This window comes from Streptomyces sp. WAC05292, assembly GCF_003949955.1.
In the GTDB taxonomy this organism is placed as follows: Bacteria; Actinomycetota; Actinomycetes; order Streptomycetales; family Streptomycetaceae; genus Streptomyces; species Streptomyces globosus.
The window spans coordinates 1-12,044 of sequence record NZ_RPSE01000170.1 but is presented as its reverse complement, the minus strand read 5'-3'; the positions used below and the strand labels follow the sequence as shown (position 1 = coordinate 12,044).

Annotated in this window: 14 protein-coding genes; 2 read left to right on the top strand and 12 right to left on the bottom strand. The window is 70.8% G+C overall.

The genetic code is table 11. From position 1 onward, the window contains the following. Positions 1 to 1,562: MDR family MFS transporter (locus EF903_RS18645; protein ID WP_125544629.1), on the bottom strand; the 1,562-nt coding region annotated here is incomplete at its 3' end. 157 nt (positions 1,563 to 1,719) lie between these two features. On the opposite strand from EF903_RS18645, the gene EF903_RS18640 reads away from it, so the two are divergent. Beyond that, entirely contained in the window at positions 1,720 to 2,298 is a 579-nt protein-coding gene (locus tag EF903_RS18640; protein WP_125544627.1) for a TetR/AcrR family transcriptional regulator, read from the top strand. Positions 2,299 to 2,449: 151 nt separating this feature from the next. On the opposite strand, the gene EF903_RS18635 is transcribed toward EF903_RS18640, so the two are convergent. Then, positions 2,450 to 4,216: a CAP domain-containing protein gene (locus EF903_RS18635; RefSeq protein ID WP_185902719.1), complete on the bottom strand. Its 1,767-nt coding sequence runs from the start codon at positions 4,214 to 4,216 to the stop codon at positions 2,450 to 2,452. Positions 4,217 to 4,440: 224 nt separating this feature from the next. Next, positions 4,441 to 4,857 carry a nuclear transport factor 2 family protein gene (locus EF903_RS18630; RefSeq protein WP_125544623.1) on the bottom strand — a complete coding sequence of 139 codons (417 nt, stop codon included), beginning with the start codon at positions 4,855 to 4,857 and terminating at the stop codon, positions 4,441 to 4,443. 149 nt (positions 4,858 to 5,006) lie between these two features. On the opposite strand from EF903_RS18630, the gene EF903_RS18625 reads away from it, so the two are divergent. Next, positions 5,007 to 5,570: a TetR/AcrR family transcriptional regulator gene (locus EF903_RS18625; RefSeq protein WP_125544621.1), complete on the top strand. Its 564-nt coding sequence runs from the start codon at positions 5,007 to 5,009 to the stop codon at positions 5,568 to 5,570. Here the strand turns inward: EF903_RS18625 and EF903_RS18620 are convergent. The 9 genes from EF903_RS18620 to EF903_RS18580 all read right to left on the bottom strand — a co-directional run. Then, positions 5,567 to 6,235 (bottom strand): OmpA family protein, encoded by a 669-nt coding sequence (locus tag EF903_RS18620; protein WP_125544619.1) that lies wholly within the window; start codon positions 6,233 to 6,235, stop codon positions 5,567 to 5,569. The genes EF903_RS18625 and EF903_RS18620 overlap by 4 nt on opposite strands. Positions 6,236 to 6,239: 4 nt before the next feature. Then, complete coding sequence (locus tag EF903_RS18615) at positions 6,240 to 6,770, bottom strand: hypothetical protein (protein WP_260615565.1); 531 nt, start codon at positions 6,768 to 6,770, stop codon at positions 6,240 to 6,242. Between the two features lie 77 nt (positions 6,771 to 6,847). After that, positions 6,848 to 7,495: a pilus assembly protein TadG-related protein gene (locus EF903_RS18610; RefSeq protein ID WP_260615564.1), complete on the bottom strand. Its 648-nt coding sequence runs from the start codon at positions 7,493 to 7,495 to the stop codon at positions 6,848 to 6,850. After that, the gene (locus EF903_RS18605; protein ID WP_125544615.1) at positions 7,492 to 7,692 is read right to left on the bottom strand and encodes a hypothetical protein; all 201 of its coding nucleotides are present in this window, start codon (positions 7,690 to 7,692) and stop codon (positions 7,492 to 7,494) included. Before EF903_RS18605 ends, EF903_RS18610 begins: the two co-directional genes overlap by 4 nt. Positions 7,693 to 7,802: 110 nt before the next feature. Then, positions 7,803 to 8,489, bottom strand: coding sequence for a response regulator transcription factor (locus EF903_RS18600; protein ID WP_125544613.1), 687 nt, complete (start codon positions 8,487 to 8,489; stop codon positions 7,803 to 7,805). Beyond that, positions 8,489 to 9,382 (bottom strand): DUF5936 domain-containing protein, encoded by an 894-nt coding sequence (locus tag EF903_RS18595; RefSeq protein ID WP_125544611.1) that lies wholly within the window; start codon positions 9,380 to 9,382, stop codon positions 8,489 to 8,491. The genes EF903_RS18600 and EF903_RS18595 overlap by 1 nt, the downstream gene beginning before the upstream one ends. Before the next feature lie 16 nt (positions 9,383 to 9,398). Beyond that, positions 9,399 to 10,337 (bottom strand): type II secretion system F family protein, encoded by a 939-nt coding sequence (locus EF903_RS18590; protein WP_125544609.1) that lies wholly within the window; start codon positions 10,335 to 10,337, stop codon positions 9,399 to 9,401. Next, entirely contained in the window at positions 10,334 to 11,671 is a 1,338-nt protein-coding gene (locus tag EF903_RS18585; RefSeq protein ID WP_125544607.1) for a CpaF family protein, read from the bottom strand. The genes EF903_RS18590 and EF903_RS18585 overlap by 4 nt, the downstream gene beginning before the upstream one ends. Further along, on the bottom strand, positions 11,668 to 12,044 hold a 377-nt coding region (locus EF903_RS18580), incomplete at its 5' end, for a TadE/TadG family type IV pilus assembly protein (protein WP_312845943.1). The genes EF903_RS18580 and EF903_RS18585, both read right to left, overlap by 4 nt.

The following is a 12,044-nucleotide window of genomic DNA, read 5'->3' as shown; positions in this document are numbered from 1 at the left end:
CCCACTGACCGGCCGCCGCCCGAGGGAGCGGCGGCGGGGGCGGGGCCCGAGCCGCGCAGCGGGACCTCCTTGACGAACCAGGCCGCGGCGAAGCCCAGTACGGCGACGAACGCGCCGAGCAGGAACGCGGAGTGCGTGCCCGCGGCGACCGCGTACTGGTATGCCTCGCGCACCGTCTCCGGCAGCTTCGCCAGGCTGGCCGCGTCGAGCTGCGCGGAGCCGACCGAGCCGGCGGCCTCGGGGCCCAGGCGTTCGGCCATCGCGTCGGTGACCCGGCCGGTGAAGAGCGACCCCATGAGCGCGACGCCGAACGAGCCGCCGAGGGTGCGGAAGAGGGTGGCCGTCGAGGAGGCGACGCCCATGTCCTTCATCTCGACGCTGTTCTGCGCCACCAGCATGGTGATCTGCATGAGGAAGCCGAGACCGGCCCCGAGGATCGCCATGTACACGCCGGAGACGAGGCGGCCGGTGCCGGTGTCCATCTGCGCGAGCAGGTAGAGCCCGGCGACCATGAGGGCGCCGCCGACGATGGGGAACACCTTGTACTTGCCGCTGTTGGTGGTGACGCGCCCCGCGATCAGCGAGACGGCCATCATCGACAGCAGCATGGGCAGGAGCAGCAGGCCGGAGTTGGTGGCGGAGGCCCCCTGCACGGACTGCTGGAAGAGCGGCAGGTAGAGCACGGCGCCGAACATGGCGAAGCCGACGAGGAAGCCGATCACCGACATGAGGGTGAAGTTGCGGCTGCGGAAGATGTGCAGCGGCATGACGGGCTCGGCGGCCCTGGTCTCGGCGAAGAGGAACGCGGCGGTGGCGGCCACGCCGACGGCGATCAGGCCGAGGATCTCGGCCGAGCCCCAGGCGTACTCGGTGCCGCCCCAGGTGGTGACGAGGACGGTGGAGGTGATGGCGACGGTCAGCAGGGCCGCCCCCAGGTAGTCGATCTTGCCCTGGGCCTTCTTCTTCGGCAGGTGCAGGACGGCGGTGACCATGGCGAGCGCGACGGCACCGAGCGGCAGGTTGATGTAGAAGGACCAGCGCCAGCCCATGTGGTCGGTGATGGTGCCGCCGACCAGCGGACCGCCGATCATGGCGAGGGCCATCACGCCGGCCATCATGCCCTGGTACTTGCCGCGGTCGCGGGGCGGGATCAGGTCGCCGATGATCGCCATGACGCCGACCATCAGACCGCCGGCGCCCAGGCCCTGGACGGCGCGGAAGCCGATCAGCTGACCCATGCCCTGGGCCATGCCGCTGAGCGCCGAGCCGATCAGGAAGATCACGATGGAGGCGAGGAAGGAGCCCTTGCGCCCGTACATGTCGCCGAGCTTGCCCCAGATGGGCGTGGAGGCGGCGGTGGCCAGCGTGTAGGCGGTGACCACCCAGGACAGGTGCTCCAGGCCGCCGAGCTCGCCGACGATCGTCGGCATCGCCGTACCGATGATCATGTTGTCGAGCATGGCCAGCAGCATGGCGATCATCAGCGCCATGAGGACGACCCGGACGCTGCGCGGCTTCACCTCCTCCGCCGCCGCCCCGGCCTTTGTGGCATTGTCGACCATGATCCGCTCCCCGTTGCACGCCGGTTGCCGGACGGCAGTCCCGCGGCCCGCTCCTGCGCGCACACGGTGTACTTACTTGCCGACCGGCTAGTTCACTACACTGGGGAAGGTAAGCCTGTCACTAGCCGGGCGTCAAGTAAGCAGTGTGGGGAGAGGCATGTCCAGCAGCAGTCCGCAGGGGCGTCGAGGCAACACGCGCCAGCGCATCCAGGACGTCGCGCTGGAGCTCTTCGCCGAGCAGGGGTACGAGAAGACGTCGCTGCGTGAGATCGCGGAGCGGCTGGAGGTCACGAAGGCGGCGCTGTACTACCACTTCAAGACCAAGGAAGACATCATCATCAGCGTCTTCGACGACGTCACCCGCCCGATCGACGAGCTGATCGGGTGGGCGGAGCAGCAGCCCCGCACCCTGGAGACGAAGCGGGAGGTGCTGCGCCGCTACAGCGAGGCGATGGCCGCGGGTGCGCAGCTGTACCGCTTCATGCAGGAGAACCAGGCGACGATGCGGGAGCTGAGCATCGGCGAGACGGTCAAGCGCCGCCTGTTCACCCTGGTCGAGCTGCTCCGCAACGACGACGGCCCGCTGACGGACCAGGTCCGCTGCGTCAGCGCCCTCTTCACGCTGCACGCGGGGATGATGTTCCTCCAGCACGTGGAGGGCGACCCGGAGGAGACGCGGGTCGCGGCCCTGGAGGTCGCCACGGACCTGATCACCCAGGCACACCGCGGCTCCTGACGACCGTACGGCCACCTCTCCGCGGGACCGTGCAGGTGCGGACCTCCCGCCGGGCTCCCGACCGGCCCCGCATCCGGCGCGGACGGGGCCGGCGGGAGCGGGCCGGGGCATCGGGCGACGGCGGCCGGGACACCGTTCCCGCCTGTCCGTGCTACGGCGAGGCCGGGAAGACGGCCGGGCCGAAGCGGACCGGGTCATGCCACGGCTGCGTACCGACGACCCAGGCGACGTTCAGGAAGCCCTGCTTGTCGACCCCGAGCGCGGTCAGCAGATCGGGCGCCTGGTTCGCCATGGCAAGGGGCGCACCGGGCGGGAAGACGGACGGGCCGAAGCGGACCGGGGCGTGCCACGGCTGCGTGCCGACCACCCACGCCACGTTCATGAAGCCGTCCCGGTCCACGGCGAGCGCGGTCAGGAGGTCAGGCTGCTGCTTGGCCATGGCCACCGAGGCACCCGGCGGGAAGGCAGACGGGCCAAACCGCACCGGGGCATGCCACGGCTGCGTACCGGCCACCCACGCCACGTTCAGGAAACCGTCCCTGTCCACCGCGAGCGCGGTCAGGAGGTTGTCGTTCTGCTTGGCCATGGCCACCGGAGCACCCGGCGGGAAAGCGGACGGGCCGAACCTCACCGGGGCATGCCACGGCTGCGTACCGGCCACCCACGCCACGTTCAGGAAACCGTCCCTGTCCACCGCGAGCGCGGTCAACAGGTTGTCATTCTGCTTCGCCATGGCCACCGGAGCACCCGGCGGGAAAACGGACGGGCCGAACCTCACCGGGGCATGCCACGGCTGCGTACCGACCACCCACGCCACATTCAGAAAGCCCTCCCTGTCCACCGCGAGCGCGGTCAACAGGTTGTCATTCTGCTTCGCCATGGCCACCGGAGCACCCGGCGGAAACACCGACGGCCCCACACGCACCGGGGCATGCCACGGCTGCGTGCCAACCACCCACGCCACATTCAGAAAGCCCTCCCTGTCCACCGCGAGCGCGGTCAACAGGTTGTCATTCTGCTTCGCCATGGCCACCGGAGCACCCGGCGGGAAAACGGACGGGCCGAACCGCACCGGGGCATGCCACGGCTGCGTACCGGCCACCCACGCCACGTTCAGGAAACCGTCCCGGTCCACGGCGAGTGCGGTCAGGAGGTTGTCGGTCTGCTTCGCCATCGCCGGGCGCACTCCGGAGAAGGCGGTGGACGGCTGCTGGGGTGGCGGGACCGGGGCTCCGCCGGGCGGGATGGCCTGCTGCCCGTTGATGTTGCCCGCCTCCAGGTACCGGCAGACCAGGATCCAGCCGGTTGCGCCGCTGCTCCCCACCGGCACGCCCTCTTTCACCCCGCAGCCGACCTTGGTGGTGGGCGACGCCGGGTTCATCCACACGATCTGCGAGTAGTGCCCCCACGCCTTGAAGTTGGTCCCGGCGGCCGCGCCGCTGTTGACGGGGGCATTGTTGTCGGCGTCGAACTGCGGTTTCTCGGCCATCCAGCTGAAGGAGACCGAGGGGTCGAGCGCGATCAGGGGGCGCGCCGGCCCCGGCGAGGAGTTGAGGAGGTTCTCGCCCTGGTTGCCGTTGGTGGCGCGGCTGCTGTGGTGGAGTCGGCCGCCCGCGCTGGAGGCGGGATCGTCGGCCCACGCCTGCGCATCGCAGGCGACCTTGGCGTCCCAGACGACGGGGGTAGCGGTGAGACCGGGGTTGAACTTCCGGGCGGCGGCGCTGCGCGCGTCGTTGTGGGCGCGGACGATCGCGGCGGCGTCGGCGTCGCTGATCTGCGAGCCCGTACCGGGCGGGAGGTCGGACGAGGGGCAGGTCTCGCCCCTGGCCTCGACGGCGGCGACCGCATCGACCGGGCCGGCCGCGGGGCCGCGGGCCGGCTCCCCCAGGCCGAAGGCGGCCGGAGCCGCCGGGCCCAACATGATCAGACCGCAGGCGAGTGCAGCCGCTGTGGCGAGTGAGTTCGGTTTCATCGGGCACCTCTGGACTCTCCGTGGAGGTCTCCGGTCACCGGGCGCAGGTCCCCCGCGCATCCGGGTGGTGAGACCACCGTCGCCCGTTCGGCGTACATCGGCCGCCCGGCGAGGACCCCGTTGCGCCACTCGGGTGAATTCAGCCCACGGAATGCGCCGACCTTCCGCCGTCAGCGCAGGCGCCGGTCCGCCTCGGCGATCGGGACGTCATTGACGGCGGCCTCGCGGCGGGACATCAGGCCGTTGCCGTCGAACTCCCACTGCTCGTTGCCGTGGCTGCGCCACCAGCGGCCGGCGGTGTCGTGCCACTCGTACTCGAAGCGGACGGAGATCCGGTTGCCCGTGTACGCCCAGAGCTCCTTGCGGAGCCGGTAGTCCAGCTCGCGACGCCACTTGTCGGCGAGGAAGGCACGGATCTCGGCGCGGCCGGTGAGGAAGCGGTCGCGGTTGCGCCATACGGAGTCCTCCGTGTAGGCGAGGGCGACCCGCTCGGGGTCGCGGCTGTTCCAGGCGCCCTCGGCGGCCTGCACCTTGGCGCGGGCGGACTCCTCGGTGAAGGGCGGCAGGGGCGGGCGGGCGGCGGTCACGGGGGGTCTCCTCTCGGGGGCGCGACGGCGGAAGGCCGGCGCTGACGGTGTGGGCGCACGACAGGGCGAGAACGGTCGTTCTCGCATGCGGGGGCAACGTTAGAGAACGACCGTTCTCAGCGCAAGGGGATCTCGGTTACGCTGCCGCCATGGACGACGAAGAGGCCCGCACCCGGCTGCTCGACGCGGCGGAGGCGCTGTTCTACGCCGAGGGCATCCAGGCCGTCGGCATGGACCGCATCCGCGCGGGGTCCGGGGTACCGCTGAAGCGGCTCTACAAGCTCTTCCCCGCGAAGGAGGCGCTGGTCGCCGGCTACCTGGAGCGGCGCGACCGGCGCTGGACCGGCAGCCTGCGGGAGGCGGTCGCGGCCTCCCCGGCCGATCCGGTGGGCGCCGTCTTCGACTGGCTGGCCGCGTGGTTCTCGGAGCCGGGGTTCCGCGGGTGCGCGTTCCTGAACGCGTACGGCGAACTCGGCGCGGGCGGCCCGGCCGCGGTCCTGGACCCCGTACGCCGCCACAAGGCGGGACTACGGGCACTGCTGGCCGACACCCTCCCCCCGGGGCCGGACCGCGAGGAACTGGCCGAGCAACTCCTGATCCTGGTCGAGGGTGCGACGGCGGTGGCCGCCCTCACCCCCGGCCCCGCGCCGGCGCGCCGCGCGGCCGCCACCGCCGCGGCGCTCCTGAGAGCGGCGGACGGCCGGGACGGTTAGCCGCCGGTGATGGCGCCGGTGCCGGTGCCGGTGCTGCGGGGGAAGGTGATCTCGACCCGGCGGTTCTTCTTGCGGCCTTCCTCCGTGCCGTTGTCCGCGATCGGGTAGTCCTCGCTGTAGCCGCGGACGTCGTAGACCACACCGGGGACGGTGACCGTCTTCGCCAGCTCGGCCTGTACGGCGTCCGCGCGCTGCTTGGACAGCACCTGGCCGTGCTCGTAGCTGCCCTGGTCATCGGTGAAGCCGAAGACGCGGATGCGGACGGCCTTCTGGGTGTTGATCTCCTGCGCGATGGCCTGTATCCGGGCGGCGGCGGCCGCGTTGAAGACGGCGCTGTTCTCCGGGAAGAGGACCTCCGACTGGAGGGCCATCATGACGGTCTGGTTGGTCTCCTGGCGGCGCTGCTCGCCGCCGAGGTCCTCGACGACCTCGGCGATGTCGAGCACCTTGACGGGAGCGAGCGTCCCGCCCTGGGGGATCTTCAGGCCGGGGGCCTTGGAGTCGATGGGGACGGGCGCCGCGGCGGAAGGCTCCGTGCCGGGCGGGACGGACGGCTTGACGTCGTCGGCGGCGGCCGTGCCGACGCCGATGCCGACGGCCTGGAATCCGGCCATGAGCATGCCGATCACGGCTGCTGACGCGGCGACGCGGGGGCGTTTCGTCATGGGGTCACCCGGAAATCTTGATCGTCGCCGAGGCGAACGTCGGCAGGTTGAACTCGACCTCGGTCGTACTGGTCGGCGGAGCCGGGAACTGCGCGAAGAAGGGCACGGTCGCCCCTTGTGCAATCAGGGCAATCCCAGTCGTGCAGAGGCACCTGCCGTCTGTGTCACGCAGCACGTAGTACCGCTTCTTGCCGACCTTGTCGGTAACGTTGACGCCAGCGATTGATGTGCCGCTCTGAGTCAGTTCATTTCCGCGCCAAGAGGGCGTCTTTGCGTAGTCAGCAGAACCCGTGTTCTTGAATTGGCCACTGACCGTGAGGAATCCACCCCCCTCGCGGACGGCGGAGTTGATGACAAGAACCATTCCGTCCTCGCCGTTGACGGTGGCAAGCACCTGGGTCGGTGTCGGACTGGCAGACCCGGATGCAGGCGGCTGCGAGGCGACATCCTGCGACTTGACGGCGCCAGGCTTTTGCGACTCCTGCTCGCCATTCCCGCCTCCGCACCCGGTCATTACCACTGCGAGAACCGCCATGGCAGCAGCAACTCCCCCACTGGGTACCTCGGTGCGCCGAACGCTCATCTGTGCCGCTTCCTTGTCTCTCGGTCCCATCAATCAACCAGTCGCACAGTAAACAGCGTCCTCGCCAGCCGACTGAGCGGACCAGGCTCCGCCGGATCCAATTTGAGGACTTCCCCCTTGCACACGATTGTGACGCCGAGTTCTCCGGGGGATGGTGTCGGTCTCGGAGTCGCGCCAGTAGCGGTGGCGGTCGGCGCAGGCGAGGGTGCTTTCGCGGAACGCAGAGTGCAGCGGGGTTCGATTGCGGCCCTCGCTGAGGCCACGGCGTGCATACCAGCGCTTGCAGGCACAGCCGACTTACCGACAGGGCGATTCGTCCGCACCGAGACAGTGAACTCCCGCACCGATGCCTGACACTCGGCTTTGGCATCATTCCGGGCAGCGAAATCGACGGCTTTCGAGCAAGCCCCCTGCGATCTGAAGGATCTTCCCTTTACGAGATCCTCCCAGTCCCGCGGCTCGAGAGCAGGTAGGTTCAGCCCCACAAAGGCCTGATCTCGAGCCTCGCGGGCGGCAGCCAGCGCTGCGGCATCAGCCGCGCCTTGCGCATCACTGCGGGTCACGCTGGCCATGCCGACGACGAAGAACACCAACGCAGCGAAGAGCAGACCCACCACCGCCACAATGTAGATGGGGAAGGCCTGCCCACGATCACTGCCCAGACGCCCAAAAATCACTTGCCGGCCGTGATGGCTCCGATTTGAGTCGTGATCTTCGCCGTGATCGTCTGCCCGATGCCCGTGCCCACGATCGCGCCGATGATGACCACCACCACCAGGATGATCCCCAGGTACTCGAAGGCCGTCTGGCCGCGGTCGCGGGTTCGGGGCGTGGTGTACCGCTTCCGCATCCGCGCCAGGGTGCTCTGCGTCATGAGGGGTCCCTCCCGGTCCGGTGGCGCTGTCGGTCTGCGGACCGTACGGCGCGTTACGGGTCGTCACCAAGGGTCCCGGGGCCCAATTGCGGACCCACTGTGCGCGGCGTCTAGCCACGTCCCGTCACCCCCGGTCGGGCGGTTCCGAGCCAGCGGGCTATCGCCTCGCTGCGGGTGGTGCTGTGCAGCTTGGCGAAGATGCGGTTGATGTGGTTCTTGACCGTCTTCTCGCTGATGAAGCACGCGGCCGCGATCTGCTGGTTGCTCATTCCGGACGCGATCAGGTCCATGATCTCCGCCTCCCGCGAACTCAGCCCGAACAGAACAGAGTTGTGCAGCCGCTCAGGAAACTGTGCCACAGTTCGTTGCGGTTGCGAAGAGGCCCGGAGTTCTGCGAGGAGCGCGCCGGCGGCGGTCGGGGTGAAGTGGGCGCGGCCTTCGCGGACGTCGCGGACCGCTCGGACCAGGTCGTCCGCCGTGAATTCGCCGTGCACCAGGTAGCCGCCGGCGCCCAGCAGCAGGGTCTCCCGGATGATTTCGGCCTCCCGGCTGTACGTCAGCATCAGCACCGGTGCCAACCGCACCAGGTGCGGGAGGGCCGAGATGCCGTCGACGCCGGGCATGCGGACGTCGAGCAGGACGACGTCCGGGGCGTGGCGGCGGGTCAGGCTGAGGGCTTCGCGGCCGTCGGCGGCCTCGGCGGCGATCTCGAAGCCGCCCGCGGCGCCGAGGAGGGCGGCGAGGCCGGCCCGGACGACGGGGTTGCCGTCGGCGATGAGGACGCTCAGCGCTGCCATCAGCCGCCTCCGAACATCGCGCCGAAGTCGACGTCGGCCCCGTACACGAACCCGCACACGAGCAGGATCAGCGTCCCGGGCAGCATGAACATGGTCACCGCGAAGGTGGCTTTGGGGACGGCGCGGGCGGCGCGGCGGCGGGCGTTCTGGGCGTCGGTGCGGCGCATGTCCTCGGCGATGGCGATCAGGGTGTCCACGATCGGGGAGCCGAGTTCCTCGCCCTGCTGGAGGGCGGTGACGAACTGGGCGACCTGTTCGGAGTCGTTGCGGCGGCGCAGGTCGTCGAAGGCCTGGCGGCGGCTGACGCCCATGTCCATCTGCTGGAGGGTGATGCGGATCTCGTCCGACCAGGGGCCTTCGTACTTGTCCGCGACGCGTTCCAGGGCCTGCCGGAAGCCGAGGCCGGCGCTGACGACGACGGCGAGGACGTCGAGGAAGTCGGGCAGGGTCCGCTCGATGTGGTCGCGGCGCATCCGCATCGCCGACCACAGTCCGGCCTCGATCCAGAACAGGCCGAAGGCGACCATCAGCAGAGCCGGTACGAGCTGCCCGTTCAGCAGCATCGCGAACGCGCCGACGGCGCCCAGGAAGCCGTAGACGGCGCGGCGGGCCGCGTAGCGGTCGATGGTGAGGCCCGCCGGGTTGCCCGCCATGTCGATCTGGCGGCGTTTGCGGGCCACCCGGGCGGGCCCCATCAGGCGCAGCACGAGCGGCGCCCAGCGGATGCCCAGCCGGTCGACGGCCGAGCCGACGGCGGTGGTGCGGGTGGCGCCGACCTCCAGGGCGAGCGCCAGGTCGGTCGGGAGTTTCGTCTCGGCCCGGTAGAGCCGGATGCCGTGGAAGATCCCGAGGACGGAGGCTCCGAGGGCCAGGGCCAGCAGCAGGGCGGTCACGTCGGCTCGCTCCCCCTCACACGTCGATCTTCGAAAGGCGGCGGATCAGCACGAACCCGAGGGTGAACAGGCCGAGCGCGACGAGGACGGCGCTCTGGCCGAGGAACGCGCCGGTCATCCGGTCCAGTGCGCCCGGCATCATCAGGTTGACCAGCAGCAGCGAGCCCAGGCCGATCGCCGGGACCAGGTAGGCGGTGACGGTGACCTGGGAGAGCTGGGTGCGGATCTCGCGCCGCGTCTCCTTGCGCTGCTCCAGGGTGACCGTCAGGTTCCGCAGCGAGCCGACGAGCGCGCCGCCGGCCCGGGCCGAGAGGACCAGGGTCGAGACGAGGACGACGAGCTCGCGGGAGGGGAGCCGTTCGGCGATCTCTCCGAGGGACTCCTCGATGGAGTGGCCGACGGCGAGGCGGTCCGCGACGCGGGCCAGTTCCTCTCCGGCGGGCGCTTCGAGCTCTTCGGCGGCCATGGCGATGGCGGTGCGCAGGGCGAGCCCGGCCTGGGTGGCGTTGGCGAGGATGCGGGCGAGTTCGGGGAGCTGGTTGATGAACCGCTCGGTGCGCCGGGCGCGCTGCCAGTCGAGGAAGGCGCCCGCCGCCCACACCCCGACGAGGCCTGCGACGGGGCCGAAGAAGGGGGCGAGGAAGCTGGCTGCGAGGAGCCAGATCCCGGCGACGGACATCAGCATGTAGACGAAGAACTCGCCCGGGGTGAGGTCGAGGCCGGTGACGGCCAGTTTGCGCTCGATGCGCCGGCCGAGCGCCGTCCCGCGCAGCCGGCGGTCGACGCCGGGGAAGCGGCGGCGGCGTCCGGCCGGCTCGGGGGCGCCGTCGGAGGCGAGGCGGGCGATGAGGGCGGCGCGCTGGGCCCGGCCGGCGAGGTAGACGTGCACGCCCGCGATGACGAGGACGCAGGCCAGCAGGGTGGCGCCGAGCGTGAGGGCGATGAGTGGGTTCACAGGGCTGTCCGGGTGGCGAGCTGGTCGTCCGACGTGGCGACGCCGAAGGCCTGCGGGATCGGCTGGTTGTTCATGTAGAGGCGGTCCGCGACGCGGCGCGGCAGGGGGTGGTACTCGAACCGGCCGTGGACGCGCCCGTCGGCGCCCATGGGCCGGGCCGCGAAGCGGCAGACGGTGGTGATGCGGAAGGGTTCGCGGCCGTGCGAGTCGAGGACGGCGATCTCGGTGACGCGGCGCGAGCCGTCGCCGAAGCGGGCGAGCTGGACGACGATGTCGACGGCGCTGTTGATCTGGTCCTGGAGGGCCTCGAAGGGCACCTCGACCTCGGACATGGAGGCGAGGGTCTGGAGGCGCATGAGGGCGTCCTCGGCGCTGTTGGCGTGGACGGTGGCGAGGGAGCCGTCGTGGCCGGTGGACATGGCCTGGAGCATGTCGAGGGTCTCGCCGCCGCGGACCTCGCCGACGATGATGCGGTCGGGGCGCATGCGCAGGGAGTTGCGTACGAGGTCGCGGATGGTGATCTGGCCCTTGCCCTCGACGTTCGGGGGCCGGGACTCCAGGCGGATGACGTGCGCCTGCTGGAGCTGGAGCTCGGCGGAGTCCTCGATGGTGATGATCCGCTCGCCCTCCGGGATGAGGCCGGAGAGGGCGTTGAGGAGGGTGGTCTTGCCGGTGCCGGTGGCCCCGGAGACGATCACGTTCATCTTCGACTGGACCAGGCCGGCGAGCAGCAGCAGCATCTGCTCGTCGAGGGAGCCGAGGGCGATCATCTCGTGCAGGGTGAAGGCCCTCGGGAAGCGGCGGATGGTCAGCGTCGCGCCGGTGAGGGAGAGCGGCGGGATGATGACGTTGACGCGCTCGCCGCTGGGCAGGCGGGCGTCGACCATGGGGTTGGCCTCGTCCACGCGCCGGTTGACGGTGGAGACGATGCGCTCGATGGTCTGCATGAGCTGCTCGTGCGAGGCGAAGCGGAGCGGGAGCTGCTCGACCCGGCCGGCGCGCTCCACGAAGATCTGGTCGGGGCCGTTGACCATGATCTCGGAGATCGACGGGTCCTCCAGGAGCGGTTCGAGGACGCCGAGGCCGAGGGCCTCGTCCACGACGCGGCGGATGAGCTGGGCCCGTTCGGCGGTGGAGAGGACGGGGCCCTCGCGGCTGATGATGTGCCCGAGGACGCGCTCCAGCCGGCCCCGCCGCTCGGCGGGGGCGAGGGCGGACATCTCGGCGAGGTCGATCTCCTCCAGCAGCTTGGCACGGTAGGAGGAGACCAGCAGGCCGTCCTCGCGGGGGCCGTGCCGGTCGTCGGGCGTGGCGACCCGGGAACGCAGGCTCATGGTCCGACCTCCGGGTCGTCGTTGGGCATCACGGCCGTCGCCCGGGCGTCTTCGAGGGACAGGCCGGGCACGAGGGACGTGATCGGGATGGTGACGGTGGCGGTCACGGCGTCGGCGTCGGCCGCGACGTGGACGCGCGGTCCGAGCCCGGACCGGACGGCGGCCGCCCCGGCGGCGGCCCCGGTGCCGCGCTCGCGGGCCTCGGCGCGCGCGGCGGTCCGCGCCGCGGTGTCGGCCTGCTCGTGGACGTACGCCACCCAGCCGAGCTGGATCGCGCACAGCGCGACGAACAGCAGGATCGGGATGAACCCGATGTACTCCAGGGCGACCTGACCGCGGTCGCCGCGGGCAGGCGGGCCGCCGGGGGTCCGGG